Annotated in this window: 14 protein-coding genes and 1 other RNA gene; 3 read left to right on the forward strand and 12 right to left on the reverse strand. The window is 44.2% G+C overall.

Going from position 1 to position 14,958, the window contains the following annotated elements:
- Positions 1-3 precede the first annotated feature (3 nt).
- Together ABFY09_RS11255 and ABFY09_RS11260 are read right to left on the reverse strand one after the other, a co-directional pair.
- On the reverse strand, positions 4-435 hold the full coding sequence (locus tag ABFY09_RS11255) for a type II toxin-antitoxin system RatA family toxin (protein WP_347984418.1): 432 nt from the start codon (positions 433-435) through the stop codon (positions 4-6).
- Position 436: 1 nt separating this feature from the next.
- The gene (locus tag ABFY09_RS11260; RefSeq protein WP_347984419.1) at positions 437-1,795 is read right to left on the reverse strand and encodes a sodium-dependent transporter; all 1,359 of its coding nucleotides are present in this window, start codon (positions 1,793-1,795) and stop codon (positions 437-439) included.
- Positions 1,796-1,975: 180 nt separating this feature from the next.
- On the opposite strand from ABFY09_RS11260, the gene smpB reads away from it, so the two are divergent.
- Both smpB and ssrA read left to right on the forward strand, forming a co-directional pair.
- Complete coding sequence (smpB, locus tag ABFY09_RS11265) at positions 1,976-2,455, forward strand: SsrA-binding protein SmpB (RefSeq protein WP_347984420.1); 480 nt, start codon at positions 1,976-1,978, stop codon at positions 2,453-2,455.
- A 54-nt stretch (positions 2,456-2,509) separates the two neighbouring features.
- Positions 2,510-2,872, forward strand: a transfer-messenger RNA (tmRNA) gene (gene ssrA, locus ABFY09_RS11270).
- 55 nt (positions 2,873-2,927) lie between these two features.
- On the opposite strand, the gene ABFY09_RS11275 is transcribed toward ssrA, so the two are convergent.
- The 10 genes from ABFY09_RS11275 to ABFY09_RS11320 are packed head-to-tail and all read right to left on the reverse strand — an operon-like array spanning position 2,928 to position 13,094.
- On the reverse strand, positions 2,928-4,163 hold the full coding sequence (locus tag ABFY09_RS11275; RefSeq protein ID WP_347984421.1) for a methyl-accepting chemotaxis protein: 1,236 nt from the start codon (positions 4,161-4,163) through the stop codon (positions 2,928-2,930).
- Complete coding sequence (locus ABFY09_RS11280; RefSeq protein ID WP_347984422.1) at positions 4,141-6,264, reverse strand: methylmalonyl-CoA mutase family protein; 2,124 nt, start codon at positions 6,262-6,264, stop codon at positions 4,141-4,143. Before ABFY09_RS11280 ends, ABFY09_RS11275 begins: the two co-directional genes overlap by 23 nt.
- Positions 6,261-7,190 carry a Pnap_2097 family protein gene (locus ABFY09_RS11285; protein WP_347984423.1) on the reverse strand — a complete coding sequence of 310 codons (930 nt, stop codon included), beginning with the start codon at positions 7,188-7,190 and terminating at the stop codon, positions 6,261-6,263. Before ABFY09_RS11285 ends, ABFY09_RS11280 begins: the two co-directional genes overlap by 4 nt.
- A 3-nt stretch (positions 7,191-7,193) precedes the next feature.
- Positions 7,194-8,528 (reverse strand): MSMEG_0569 family flavin-dependent oxidoreductase, encoded by a 1,335-nt coding sequence (locus ABFY09_RS11290; RefSeq protein WP_347984424.1) that lies wholly within the window; start codon positions 8,526-8,528, stop codon positions 7,194-7,196.
- Between the two features lie 11 nt (positions 8,529-8,539).
- A complete protein-coding gene (locus ABFY09_RS11295) occupies positions 8,540-8,827 on the reverse strand; it encodes an MSMEG_0570 family nitrogen starvation response protein (RefSeq protein WP_347984425.1) in 288 nt (95 codons plus the stop codon).
- Entirely contained in the window at positions 8,818-9,852 is a 1,035-nt protein-coding gene (locus ABFY09_RS11300; protein WP_347984426.1) for a sll0787 family AIR synthase-like protein, read from the reverse strand. The genes ABFY09_RS11295 and ABFY09_RS11300 overlap by 10 nt, the downstream gene beginning before the upstream one ends.
- Positions 9,830-10,471 (reverse strand): MSMEG_0567/Sll0786 family nitrogen starvation N-acetyltransferase, encoded by a 642-nt coding sequence (locus ABFY09_RS11305; protein ID WP_347984427.1) that lies wholly within the window; start codon positions 10,469-10,471, stop codon positions 9,830-9,832. The genes ABFY09_RS11300 and ABFY09_RS11305 overlap by 23 nt, the downstream gene beginning before the upstream one ends.
- A complete protein-coding gene (locus ABFY09_RS11310; RefSeq protein ID WP_347984457.1) occupies positions 10,452-11,603 on the reverse strand; it encodes an MSMEG_0568 family radical SAM protein in 1,152 nt (383 codons plus the stop codon). Before ABFY09_RS11310 ends, ABFY09_RS11305 begins: the two co-directional genes overlap by 20 nt.
- Positions 11,563-12,597, reverse strand: a complete 1,035-nt coding sequence (locus ABFY09_RS11315) for a Nit6803 family nitrilase (protein ID WP_347984428.1) — start codon at positions 12,595-12,597, stop codon at positions 11,563-11,565. The genes ABFY09_RS11310 and ABFY09_RS11315 overlap by 41 nt, the downstream gene beginning before the upstream one ends.
- A 14-nt stretch (positions 12,598-12,611) precedes the next feature.
- Positions 12,612-13,094, reverse strand: a complete 483-nt coding sequence (locus ABFY09_RS11320; protein ID WP_347984429.1) for an MSMEG_0572/Sll0783 family nitrogen starvation response protein — start codon at positions 13,092-13,094, stop codon at positions 12,612-12,614.
- Between the two features lie 410 nt (positions 13,095-13,504).
- On the opposite strand from ABFY09_RS11320, the gene ABFY09_RS11325 reads away from it, so the two are divergent.
- Complete coding sequence (locus ABFY09_RS11325; RefSeq protein WP_347984430.1) at positions 13,505-14,905, forward strand: PLP-dependent aminotransferase family protein; 1,401 nt, start codon at positions 13,505-13,507, stop codon at positions 14,903-14,905.
- Positions 14,906-14,958: the final 53 nt, after the last annotated feature.

Here is a 14,958-nt window from a genome sequence, read left to right on the forward strand (position 1 = left end):
ACTCTATTCACCGTACACCACTTTTGCGCGTTTACTAAAAGAGTCCACCATGGCATTGGCCACTTGACTAAACACCCCGCCAAAGGCGAACTTCAACATACCACTTAACTCAAACTCAATGCTCAGCATAATTTTACAGCTTGTCGGTGACAGTTCTGTAAAAGCCCAAACGCCATGCAAGGTTTTAAATGGCCCAGACACCAAAGCCATCTCGATACGATTGTACTGCTCTAATGTATTTCTTGTTGTAAAGGATTGTTTCACTGGCCCCTTACCAACATCTAAGGACGCTACTATTTCTGTTGCTGTTTGTGAAATTAACTTAGAGCCTAAACACCCAGGTAAAAATTCTGGATAAGCATCAACATCATTAACCAAAGCAAACATTTGCTCGCAACTATAATTAACATGAGCAAACCGCTCTACATGACTCAAACTAAACTCCTATCCAACCTGCAACCGTAATCATCACCATTGCAGGAATACTTATATACTTCAGGACGTTATACCACCACTGAAAATGGCTAAGGCGCTGTGTGATCATCTCATTTTGCAACATGGCGTGCGGAATAAACCAAGCTACCAATATAGACAAAAGAATCGCTCCAATAGGTAATAGAATCAACGAGGTTACTGAGTCTAACACTTCAAAAAAGTTCAGCCCTAAAACAATATCGCTGTCCCAATGATTAAAAGACAACAGCACAGCAACACCGACAAACCAAACCAGCACACCCATCAAAAACGCAGCTTTCAAGCGAGCAATATAGAACTTTTCGTGCAACCAAGCGACAAACAACTCCAACATTGAAATGGCTGAGGTTAACGCAGCTATCACCAACAATAAGAAGAAAATACTGGCAAAGAACTGACCACCAATTAAATTACCGAAGATGATAGGCAAAGAGACAAAGGTCAAACTTGGTCCAGCTTCCACATCAATTTGAAAAGCGAACACTAAAGGAAAAATCACTAACCCTGACAATAAAGCCACCAGCAAATCCACGCCAACAACAATCGTACAAGCACGAGCAATCGACATACGCTTATTAATGTAAGCACCGTAAGCAAACATAGCGCCCATACCAACACTCAAACTAAATAACGCAAGGCTAACAGCGGCAAGAACCACATCGAACGTCACATCTTGCCAAGACCACTGAAACATAAAACGTAGTGTTGAATCCATGTCACCTATTGAAACAGAATAAACCGCTAACGCACCCAAAGTAATAACGAGCGCAGGCAATAAAAATCGAACGACAGCAGACAAACCACGGGTAACAGACTGCCCTACTGTCATCACAACCAACACCACAAACACAGAATGCCACAACAACATTTCACTCGGCTCTGCCAGCAACTCACTAAACATATCGGTGGCAGAAGAGCTCGTAATCCCCATGAAATCACCAGATATGGCCCTCTCTAAATAGGCAAAAGACCAACCAGCAATCACACTGTAAAACGACAAAATCAAAAAGCCTGTTATGCCCGCGATCCAAGGTACAACCACCCAAGCAGAATGAACAATACGGCGCTCACTTAAATCGTTTACCGTATCAATAGGATTGGAACGAACAGTACGTCCCAAAGCAACTTCTGCGATCAAAACAGGCAAGCCAACCAAGAGCAAACACAAACAATACACCAACAAAAAAGCGCCACCGCCATTTTGCCCTAGCACATAAGGAAACTTCCAAATGTTCCCCAACCCGACCGCAGACCCGCTCGCCGCAAAAATAAATATCCATGGACTGGACCAGATACCTTGTAAACATCGACTTTCCGGCATAAATTACGCTCTAAATAACAATAAGGACACTAAAGGATAGGTCGCAAATACAAACTTAGCGACGCATTCGCAACACCTAACCAATCAAAATAAGTAATAGGTATGAATTTTCTTACATTCGAGCGCATACCTCAAGAAAAGCATAGGTTTTTACCTCTATCGACCGTATAATTTCCCACTATGAGTAAAGCAAAGAAAAAATCCAACAGCACAGGCACCATCGCCCTCAACAAACGCGCCAAGCACGACTATTTTGTCGATCAGAAATTCGAAGCTGGCTTAGCGCTATCTGGTTGGGAAGTGAAAAGCCTACGAGAAGGCAAAGCCCAACTGGTTGACTCCTTCGTTATCATTCACCAAAACGAAGCTTGGTTAGTAGGTGCTCGAATTACACCACTATTAAGTGCTTCCACTCACGTGGTTTGCGAGCCTGTGCGCCAGCGCAAGCTTTTACTAAACCGCAAAGAGATTGATCGCATCATCCAAGTGACGGAACAAAAAGGCAAAACCTGTGCCGCCATGGCTCTATACTGGAAAGGCAACAAAATTAAATGTGAAGTTGCCCTAGTAACAGGTAAAAAAGACCACGACAAGCGTGATTCAGCCAAAGAACGTGACTGGGCTCGCGATAAAGAACGATTAATGAAACACAGCGTTTAAGACGGTGAACGTCTAGCGAAACCACTTAGTTTCCGTTAGAATGGCCGCAACTTCGGGGATGACTTGGTTTCGACGCCGGTTACAAAACCTGAGGTGCATGTCGAGAGTGATACGTGATCTCGTAAATCCCCTCGTATCAATTATATAGTCGCAAACGACGAAAACTACGCTTTAGCAGCCTAAACCCCTGCTAGTGTGCTGCCCTCAGGTTGCTTGTAGCCAGAGATTCCGCAGTATCATAAATTACAAGATGCTAACTGATGCCCCGCCTAGGGATAAGGTTCTAAGACTAAGTAGGCTCGCCATTAACACCCTGTCCTTCGGGCGGTTCGTGGTCAAACAATAGAAGTGACTAAACATGTAGATCCGATGGCAGAGGACTGGCGGACGGGGGTTCGAATCCCCCCATCTCCACCAATTCAAAAAAACCACCTTAGGGTGGTTTTTTTATGCCTGTAGCTTTTGCCCCCAATCAAGAACGCTGTAACAGTTGGTTGATGAAGTGGCTAGATTTTTCTCTTAGCTCTTTGGTGTGGCTACTTAATTGGTGGACAGATTGTTTCACTAAAGCCGCTTCTTGGTCTGTGTTTTGAGCTTGTTGGTAGATGTGGTTAGAAGAGTGCTGCGCTTGATCAGATTGCGCCACTAGCTCACTTAATTCTTTATGCACTTTATTTGTGGTGTCGCCTTGGTGACTTACATCTTGGGCAACTTCCAGTGACAGTTCGTTTATTTTCTTGATGGTTTGGGAGGTTTTTTCAATACCATCAATGGTCTCGCCTATTGTGCTTCTTACTAATTCGATTTGCTCTCCAATGCTGTCTGTGGCGTCTGATGTTTGCGCGGCTAGATTCTTCACTTCAGAAGCCACCACCGCAAAGCCTCGGCCAGCTTCGCCAGCTCTTGCGGCTTCGATTGCGGCGTTCAAGGCCAATAGGTTTGTTTGGTCTGCAATGGATTTTATTAAGGCAATCACTTCGCCTATATTGGCGGCGGAGGAAGACATTTTTTGAATGAGTAAGTCTGAGCATTCCGCTTGCTCCACACCACTTTTGGCAACGTCTGTGGTGCAGGCAATCTTTTTAGAAATGTCTTTTGATGTATGCCAAAGTGTTTCTACAGTGCTCGAGATTGTTTGGGCACTTGAAGCCGATGCGGACGTCATCTCTGCAATATTTTTTGATTCTTCCAGTGTTTGCTTAACCGCTGATGCAAGCTGCTCAGAACAATGCCCCAGCATATCCACAGAGCGACTAATGTTTTGAGTTGTGTCTTCTACATCATTCTTGAATTGTGATGTGAAGCCCTCTAACAATTCTTTATTTTCTAGGATAGAAATAGTGTAAGGCGTTTTCCCCACCAAACTCATCGTCACAATCGCAGAAGTGGTAAATGTTGAACCATCTGCCCGTTGATAGGTCAGCCCGCCACGCCAGTACTTATACTGTTTAAGTTGGTCTTTTCCTTCTGCCATCATGTCATCACGGCTGCGATTACCAGGCTGTACTTCACATAAAATCGTATTCAGGTGTTTGCCCACTAAAGCTGAAGCCGATGAATATCCTAAAGCCTTTAACATGGCGACATTGACGAACGCCAAACCTTTGTTTCTCCCTGAGCCTAGGCAATTAATAAACGCAGGAGAAGATAGGTTTTCAATAATATGGTGACCAATAGCATGATGGCTAAATGGATTCACTAACTTCATTTTGTACTTCCTTATAGTGGCCATGAAAATCAGGCAAAGTAAGATCGTTACTCAGCCTAGTGGATAAAACACGATATAACGCGAAAGCAATATCATTGAGGGTATGACGAGCCGTAAAAACACTGTCGACGCCTAGTTTTTCAAATACACTTTCTTCCTCAACAGGAATAACCCCACCTAGAACCAGCGGGCAATCGACACGTAATGACGTTAATAATGTCGAAACAAAGGCTTGTTGCGCTCCAGACAACACAGACAAACCAATGCAATCGTAATGCTGTTTTAGGTCCGCATTTAGGATGTCATCTGGTGTAGAAAAAACAGGCAAATAATCGACTTCAATACCCAAATCATTAAGCAATGACACAATCACTTTCGCGCCACGATCATGGCCATCCAGCCCTACTTTGGCGACTAAAAAGCGTAATTTTCGACCCACGTTCTCGGACAAGATCCGAAATTTGTCTATTGTTTTGGGGTCTAAAGCCTGTTTAAAAGAGCCTTGCTTGATGGTTTCTGGCTTGTGGTATCTGGCTTGCTCATCGGTTAAAGCTTGAATGCATTCTCCTACAGTTGCTCGCAAGCGAATGGCGTCGATCATAAATGGCATCAGATTGTTTTTGTTCCGCACCGCCATTTTTAGTGCTTCTAACGCTTTTTGAACCGATTGATTGTTACGCTTTAATTTAAGGTGAGCCATTTTTTGGGCTTGTTGGGAAAGGGTTTTCTCAGCGTTAATGGCCTTCTTTTCTTTTGTTGAATTCATTACTGACGGCTCGCTTTGCGAGGCTGAAGACGCGACTAAAGTGCTTTTCTTACCAATTATTGTTTTATCTTGGTTCTCTTCTGCAATGGCCGACTGTAATGCATGTTGATGAATAAACGCCGTCAACTCTCCTGTTTCAACTAAAGACCTCACGCCGCCCTGTTCGTCTATTTCTTGCTGAACTTGATAAACATAATCAACAATGTTTTGGGTCGCGGTTTCCATCATATAAGAGCCGCCCCAAGGATCGACCACATCACCGATACCTGTTTCATTCAATAAGATTAATTGAGTATCCAGCGCAACTTTACTGGCTTGGTCAGATGGCAAAGAAATCGCTTCATCATAGGAGTTCGTATGAAGAGATTGCGTGCCACCAAATACGCCAGCCATGGCTTCGATAGTGGTACGCACAATGTTATTCAGAGGTGACATTTCCGTTAAAGAAGAGCCGGAGGTTTGGCAATGCATTTTCAGGCGTTTGGCGCTACTGGAGTGCACGCCAAACTCTTCTAGCAATTCGCTCCACAATAGGCGCGCGGCTCTTAATTTCGCGATTTCTTTGTAAAAATCCATTCCCACACAGAAAAAGAAGCTCAAGCGTTTGGCCACTGATTCGATATCAATCCCGCGTTGCTCAAAGTGCGTTAGATACGTTCGAGCATTTGCCATGGTGAGTGCTAGCTCTAATTCGGGTGTCGCTCCGGCTTCTTGAAAATGGTAACCAGAAATGGAAATACTATTAAAACGCGGCATGTTTTCCGCACAATACGCGACGACATCGCTGACGACATCAAGAGAAAAGTCTGGCGAGTGTATGTAAGTATTGCGAGCAATGTATTCCTTGAGAATGTCATTTTGTATGGTGCCTGTTAACTGCTCTAAGGGAACACCTTGCTCTTGCGCCGCGACAATGAAGCACGCCATAATCGGCAACACCGCACCATTCATGGTCATAGAAACACTGACTTTAGCCAGATCAATTCCATCAAATAACACCGACATGTCTTCTACTGAATCAATGGCTACGCCAGTGCGTCCCACATCCGCCTGCGCCAATGGATGATCTGAATCGAATCCTAAATGAGTGGGTAAATCGAAAGCAACAGATAATCCCGTCTGGCCTTCAGCAAGAGAACGTTTAAAAAAAGCATTGGTTTTTGATGCCGTTTCAAACCCCGCATATTGTCGGATTGTCCAAGGCTTACCTTGGTACATTTCGCGGTAAGCACCTCGAACGAAAGGCACTTGGCCATGTGCATGACACCAATTTTTTGCGGTTTCAGGAACGACAACATACGCGCCTTTAATCGGTTTCAAAGGAGAGATGTTCATTGATTTTCTCCTTTCTTAGCCATGCCACTATGGTTCGCCTGAAAGGAAGCGAGAGGATGTTCCATATAAGCTTTTCGGGTCGAAATAGTGGCAATCGGTTTATGATCTGAGAGGCGGTATAAACTCCCCTGATGACGGATCTCATCCGTCGTTTTGTCTGTACTTTTCTTGTCCTGAGTCTGCAAACTCACGAGCAACGCATCATCCAAATTGATATTGCCGTAGTAACAGATTGTTCTATCGAGTGTCCGCCATAAGCGAGAATCTTGCGACTCTGTTGATTTCATCTGGAAATGCCGTTCGGCTCGATCCATAACGGATTGGAACTGCGCAAAGTACAGAAAATCCGCGCCATTAAAATCGGAATACGGACAAGGTTGGTAGGTATAAAACCGCTCATTAGCGTCAGTGGCATTATTATGAGCGCGCTCTGCTTCTGACACATGGATCGTTCGACCTGCTTTGTGTTCCTTCATCATCAAAAGCGCATTGTCATTGTCCGACCACTCGCCTTTGAACACATCACCACGAGCAACACTTTGATTGTTACCTTGCTCAGTACGATTCACAAAGCTCGACAGCAATTCAACGTGGCCACAGCATTCCCCTGCCACTTGTATTTCATGATGACTATAAGACCTCGATGAAGAGACTCGTTGAAGCTGTGTGTTAATCGTCAACGAACTGTTTTCATACACTTTTTCAAAAGCAGCTTGAGTGATCTTCACCACCAAAAATGCCGCATACATTTTATGACCTTGTTGACTAACAAAGTCAGGATTGGGTAAGCCAAGGGATTTTGCCAGTGCCAGCCAATGCTGATGGCCACACTCTTTGAGCAACCAGTTTTCACTCAGTCCACCTAACGCTAGTTGTGGCATGCCAACAACAAACGTTTGTGTCAAAACTCCCTCAGGCTTCCCCATATTTCACGATACCTCTGGCAAGGTTTGGTTAGCACTTTCTTGGTTTTTCACTGAAGCAGAAAACATCTGAACATATTGAGTAAGATATTCTGCATCCGTCGCAACGCCAGAGAATCGGCCTGAACCCCATGTATGCAACCAAGGCAAACCAATAAAGTACAAACCCGCTTCATTCGTCACACCACGATGATGCACTGGCGCGCCCATGCCATTAAACACAGGTAAATCCAACCAAGAAAAATCAGGCGTGAATCCAATACACCAAATAATGCTGGTAATACCTGAAGCCGCTAGATCAAGATTCTCACGCTCTTCTTTAGGTTCCCAAACTGGCTCATAAGGCGCTTCTTCTGGGGCACTAATGCCATTTTTTTCAATGTGACTATCGATACGAGCATTGATGTTTTTATAGGTATCGTCTGCGGCTTTTAGGTTGTCGCTTAGATCCGGCTTGAAGATGAGTTGACCGTCTTGATAATTCTCCATCAAGCCAAACAGTTCCATGCCTTCCAGCGCGAATCTACGTAAATCAATTTCACGGCCACCATCGCGACCAGTGACATAATGATTGGTGTTATCACGAACCCCTTCACGCAATGGATGCTCATCCACTGTTTTCTGGTAATACCCCATATCATCAAGCCATTCGACAACATCTTTTCCTCGATATTGACGCGCCACACGAGGCGCATTCCCTGTTGCCAGAAACACTTTTTTCCCATCAATGTGTAAATCTTCGGCGATTTGCGCGCCAGATTGACCAGAACCCACCACCAATACACCGCCTTCTGGTAGTTGTTGGGCATTTTTATATTGGTTGGAATGCATTTGTAATATCGTCTCAGGGATGCGCTCAGCCATACGAGGGATGATAGGTTTTAAATAACCGCCAGAGGCAATCACTACTTGTTCAGCGGTAAATTCCCCTTGGGTAGTCAATACGACAAAATGACCATCGTCTGATTTGGTAATTTTCTCAACGCTGACACTTTCTAATATTGGCGGTTTTACTTTCGCGGCAAAACGGTCCAAATAGCCAATAATCTCATCGCGTTTCATAAAGCCTTTTGGGTCATCACCATCATAAGGATGGTTCGGCAATGCACACTGCCAGTTAGGCGTCACCAAAGTAAACGAGTCCCAACGTTGCGTTTTCCAGCTGTGCATCATGGTATTTTTTTCGAAAATCAAATGATCAATACCACGTTCTTGCAAGCAAACACTCATCGACAAACCAGCTTGGCCACCACCCACAATCAAAACGGTATAATGACTTTTTAAAGCGCCTTGCTTTACGAATGTATTTTCAGGTGTATTTTTCGGTGTTGATAAAGACATAATCGTATCCTCTAATCGATAAAGCGTGTCATTTTCACGGCGGCATCGGGTATATTTTCAAAGCCAGTACAACGCGTTTTAATCACGCTTAACTGATCCATTGCACTAGAACAAGCAAAACCAAAACGCGCACCAACTCTCTCACTTGCGGCATTAAGTGCGGTTTCGCTGATATGTAAGAACTCTTTTAATGGGTAGGATTGCCCTTCTGAAAAGTGCTCTTTAATGACACTGGAAGGGGAATAACACGCTTCGGTTGTGCCATCAGGCCAAACCACTTCAAAATGAACTACAGGCATAAAGACTCCTTTTGATCTGCGCTTTTTATGAAGCCTAAAAAATGATGCTTCTCAAAGTCCCAGAAAACAGATGTTTGTTTGAGGTGTGATGTATCTTGGTCGATGCCAAGACAGCGATCAGCAGAAGTGGTATCGATATAAGAGACATCAATAGAAGCGCGTTCTGTGACATGACCAATGCAAGCAGCATCAATATCACGGCGTTTGAACAACGCAGTCACCTCGTCTATTCGATCCACGGGGCAAGTCATTAGAAAACCAAAGCTTGGAAACGCACAAAGCCAGTCTTCCCACTTAACGTGCTTAGGTTTTGGAATGTCATTCAAAAAAATGTCCGCCCCCGTTTGAGAGCAATCCATAAACATGGCGAGCGTGCCTAAAAGCCCAGCTTGGCTAATGTCTTTACATCCCGTCAAATAACCTTTCTCGGCCAACAAAGGCAACAACTCTAAATCGCCCTTAAGCCGCTCTGCTGGTGCATTCGTGGTGGCATTCCAATTAAGGTAAGGCGCTCTGAACTCACCTCGTTGATCCATTGCCACAATAATGGCGTCACCCGCTTTGGCGTCAAAGCTCGATAACACCTTGTTAGCATGACCCAAGATAGAAACCGCCAATTGAGTGGCGTCACTTTTATGGCTTGTGTGACCACCAACAATTGGCACGCCATACGTTTCAGATGCGGCTTTCATTCCCAGAAATATTTGCTTGGCGGATTCGTCAGAGCTTTGCCACAGCGCATTAACAACCGCTCGTGGGCGACCTCCCATAGCGGCAATGTCACTGATATTGACCATAACGCCACACCAACCAGCAAACCACGGATCATTCTTTACAAATTCAGGAAGAAAGCCCTCGACTGCAAATAAGTCATAACCACGGCTATTTTTTAGTACCGCCGTGTCATCACCATTTGAGAAACCTGAGGGGTTGTGTTGTTCAAACGAGGAAATCACGGGAGCCAACGCCACTTTAGAAGCCACACCAGGATAATGGCGAACCTTATCCAGCAGAGATTCCAGCATGGGCTGTCTCCTCAATAAGATTATTTGGAATCGCTGCATTGAAATGAACTTCGTCACCAAGCAAATAAGCACTGACAGATTGAGTTTTTACTGGGCGCCCAGTGACCCAAAAACCCAACTCTGGCTGGTCTAAAGCAGGATAATGTTGAAGGTCAGCCTGCATTTTGGCGTGCTTCATACCGTGTATTGTTTCGTACCCAATGGTGTCCCAATTCAGCCGCCTAAAAAGCACTTCATTTTGCTCTTGAACCGTCGCCAAAAACGTATGACAACCAATGGTATTTGCACTAGAAACCGCCAATTTAATCAAACTTGCGCCTAACACACCTTGGCGGCGAAACTCTTTCTTAACGGCTAAACGCGCCCCCCACCATAAACCCGGCTCAGATTGATGAATACGCACGGTGCCAACCACTTCTTCAGGCATACCAATAATCGATGTGGTCACAATCAAAGGTTGAGCAATGGTGTCGATTTCATCCCTATCGTGTTCTTCAAAAATGCCTTGTTCTTCACAAAAAACCGCTTGGCGAATACGTTTCGCCTGTTCAATTTCCCAGTCATTGGTTGCCCATTTCACCTGAAAAACACGACCTTTTTTATGCGATTTGTCGTTCATCTTCGGCCTCCTTCTCAAAACGAGATAAAGACGAACAAGCACCACAACGAGCACAACCCGCTTTTACCTTGTCTGACGTCATGTCTAGATTAACCAGCTCTTTGGCAAGAGGACGAAGTACCGCTTCCATAAATTCAGAGGTGGGCGCAGGCCTGTCTTCCAACGGCGTTCCTGAGATGGGAACAAATGGCACAACGAATGGGTAAACCCCTATCTCGATTAACTTGCGGCAAGTGTCGACAATGGTTTCTTGTGTATCACCCAAGCCGGCTAAAATGTAAGTACTTACTTGCCCACGACCGAACACAGCAACCGCATCTTCAAAAGCTTGATAATACTCATCCAAAGAAACCTCGGCCTTGCCCGGTGTAATGCTTTTTCGCAATTCTGGCGTGATCACTTCTAAATGCATACCAAGTGCATCAATCCCTGCATCCTTCATTCGTTGATACCAAATAGGATCTTTTGGTGGTTCACATTGACCTTGGATCGGTACATCGACAACGGCTTTGATGCCTTGGGCACTTTCGCACATCACTTTTGCGCCACGGTCAGCGCCAGCGGGCGTTCCAGTTGTCATGACAATGTGCTTAATACCATCTAATTCCACAGCCGCTTTGGCGACTTCGGCCAATTGCTCTGGTGTTTTATGGGCAATAGTACGACCCGCTCTCAAAGATTGGCCTATTGAGCAAAATTGACAGGCTTTACGACGGCTCTCATAACGAATACAGGTTTGTAAAACCGTCGTCGCAAGCACATCGGTACTGTGCAATGTCGCGATGTGAGAATACGGAATCCCATCTGCTGTCGTTAAATTATAAAAGTTCGGGTCTTTGGCAAAGGTAACATCGGCCAAAGGAATCTTATCGGACAACAAAGTCGCACTCTGTTGCCCTGTTTCCGTCTGTTGTAACTCATCACTGTCAGACAAAGTAAAAGGCGACGACCACGCTGTTTGCGTATAGATTGGCACCATCAATGTTGTGCCATCCACTGTGATTGCCTGATGATCAGATGGGCCAGCGCCACCGCGACGGCTTACATGCGCTTGATCTGCCGACTGTAAGCGCAAGCCCTTCGTTTGTAATTCAGTTAGAAACTGAGACTGTTTCATCTTGAGCTGCGTCATCACTTGACTCTCCTTTATTGAAAAGGGAAACATTCGAAACTGGCTGAGCGTTATTTGTTATAGGCAAACCATCAACATACTCTGTTGCCTTTGAATTCATCTGTAAGCTCAGTAATTCTGGGCGTGCATAATGGCCTACCGAATCCATCATACGTTTGCGTTTGTCTATTAAGCGAAAATCCAAATCTGCATAAATAAAGCCTTCTCCTTCTGTCAGAGATGGCGCAAGGTGTTTGCCTTCAGGGGAAATAATGGCGGTATTACAACCTTCTCTTAATGCATTCTGCATTTTTGTATCTGGCGTAATACTTTGAATTTGTTCTTCGGTTAACCAGCCGGTGGAATTAATCACAAAACAGCCTGATTCAAGGGCGTGATGACGAATAGTCACGTCCATCTGTTCACCAAAAATAGGGCCAACTAACGAGCCGGGGAATTGAGCGCAATGAATTTGCTCGTGTTGCGCCATTAATGAATAACGGGCCAATGGGTTGTAATGCTCCCAACAAGCCAAAGCACCGATACGACCTACAGCCGAATCAACCACTTTTAAGCCTGAAGCATCTCCTTGTCCCCAAATCATTCGTTCATGGTAAGTGGGGGTGATTTTTCGACGTTTAAGAATCAATTCACCCGTGGCATCAAATACCAACTGAGTATTATATAAACTGCCGTTATCACGCTCATTCACGCCTATCACAACGACCATTTGACGCTCTTTCGCCTTATTACCAATCGCTCGTGTTGTATCACTTGGCACAACCACAGCCTCTTGATATAAGCGCAAATGCTCTGGACCTTGACTCACAGGGGGTAAAACAAAAGAGAAATAAGGGTAGTAAGGTAAAAACGTTTCAGGAAAAACGATGAGCTCTACTCCGCTCTCAGCCGCCTCATCAATCATGTTTAATACTTTGTGCAGCGTACCGGACAAACTCTCCAAGTCAGGAGAGATTTGAACGGCCGCGGCACGAACGATTGGGTAATCACTCATCGCCGCGGCTCCTTTTACATTGTCCAAGTATCAACAATGATGGCATTGTCACGGGTATGTAAAAGTTTGATATCCAAAACATCGAGTGGATTAATTGGCGTAATTCCCTCGATCAATGAACGCTCACCATGACCATATAAAGCCTGTAGAGCAAAACGACAAGCGTAAACTTTACCGCCTTCTGCCATGAATTTTTTCAACTGATTGTTGAAGTTCATGTGACCAGGAAACGCCTCATCACCCAAAGTAGGGAAACCACGTTGAACACCCAAAGTCACACCAGGTCCGTATAAAAGAATACTGGTCTCGTAACCTTTTCTTTGTAAACGCGTTGCTTGCAACATATTTACAAAACCAATTGATCCTTCAAAGGCTACCGTGTGAAATGTTACTAATGCTTTCTCACCCGGTTCCGCTTTTACGTCTTCAAACACTTTTTCTTCGTAATCGACTAAAAAATCACCGTCTTTATTTGGCTCGTATTTTACTTCTGGCATCTTCTTTCTCTCCGGTTTATTAGTTTTTGAAAAAATCGATCTGATCAATTTCAACTAATACATTGCAACCTAGGTGCCAATGATTGCAAAATAAAAAGCAATCAATTTGCAAAAATGATGCGATAAAGTAAAATGCCAAACGCAAAAAAACAGAAAAATATTTTTTCTGATTATCTTTTAATAATCAAAAAAAATGCTCAACACACAAACAAAACGCCCTAAAATGACGCCAAAAACTAAAAACACGACCAATTCAGTGCAGACAACTTGTCTTTGTAAAAATATACTTACATTCTTAAAAATCTAAAAAATAACAAAACACACTAAAAAAACAGAACACAAATTGAATGCAAAATAAAAGCACTCAATAAAATTCAATGAATTCACTACGTTTCAAGGAACATCACTACATGCCCACTTCAATGCTGATTACATGGAAAAAAGAACTCGATAAGAAAGGAAAATATCCAGCTTACAAACGAATAGCCGAATTAATAAATGAAGACATTGAGTCTGGTAAACTGCAACCACAAGATAAACTCCCACCGATGAGAGATTTGGCTGACGCCCTAGAAATAAACTACTCCACCGCCTCTCGTGCCTACAGCGAAGCCAAAAAACGAGGATTAATTGACACCACAACAGGAGCAGGAAGCTTCATTAAAGGCAAGGTGCCAGCGATAAAACCAAGCTTAGCGCCTTATGAAATGACCATGAACATGGTGATTGAGCCCGCTATTCCAACGCTTATTGAAGAGATAAAAGACGGAGCTTTAAGCAGTATCGCCATGTCGGATATTTTGAGCAGTGTGCGTTACCAAGATTTTGGCGGCAATAAAGAGACCAAACAGTGTTTTTTAAGCTTAATTAAACGCCGCGTTAAAAATGCCACTCTGGATCGTGTTGTTTCATGCCCGGGAATTCATGGCGGCTTAGTCGCTTTAGTGTCTCAGCTGTGCGGCCATCAGCAAGTCATTTGTGTCGACAGCCTAACTTACCCTGGAATCAAATCCATTGCGGCCCAGCTTGGTAAAGACCTTTTATCTCTTGAAAGAGACAGTGATGGCCCATTAGTCAATGCATTTGAAGATGCTTGTAAAACCCACGAAGTAGCGGCGTTGTATATTAATCCAACCATGCAAAATCCAACGTCCAGCAGTATCTCGAAAAGCCGTCGGGAAGCACTAGTGGATGTTGCGCTTCGTTTTAGCGTTGCCATTATTGAAGACGATGCTTATGGATTAATCAGTGATGACACAGCGCCGACTTTTGCCACACTGGCGCCAGAAATAACGTATTACATAAACGGCTTATCTAAATGCTTTGGCCCGGGCGTAAGAGCTGGCTTTATCCTTTGCCCGACGCAAAGAAAAGCCGAATACACTGCAGGTGCTTTACGCTCGTTAAACGTCATGGAGAATCCGCTTATTCATACTATTATTTGCCGCTGGATAAAAGAAGGGACTCTCGATCACATGATCCAAGGCATTAAAAGAGAGGCAAACTTGAGGCAGGTTTTAATTAAAAAAACATTAAAATCACATCATTACACTATGGAGGAAAATGCTTTCCATTTTTGGCTAAAATTGCCTAAAAATCTTGGCTGGAACCCATCCGACTTAGCCACAAAACTACGAGCTCATGGTGTTAATGCGGTCTCTAGTGCGGCTTTCGCAACGGATAACAACCCGCCTCAAGCGTTGCGCATTTGTTTTGGCGGCCCATCTTCGCAAAAGGACTGCCAAGAACAAATAAACACTCTGTATGAAATGATTAATCAGCCCGCTCATTTAAGCAACATAGCCCAATAAAATTGGGCTATGTTGAAGAGCATACATATTTTTCGATTAGGCAATGACATCGC

Source organism: Marinomonas sp. 5E14-1 (assembly GCF_039939215.1).
In the GTDB taxonomy this organism is placed as follows: domain Bacteria; phylum Pseudomonadota; class Gammaproteobacteria; order Pseudomonadales; family Marinomonadaceae; genus Marinomonas.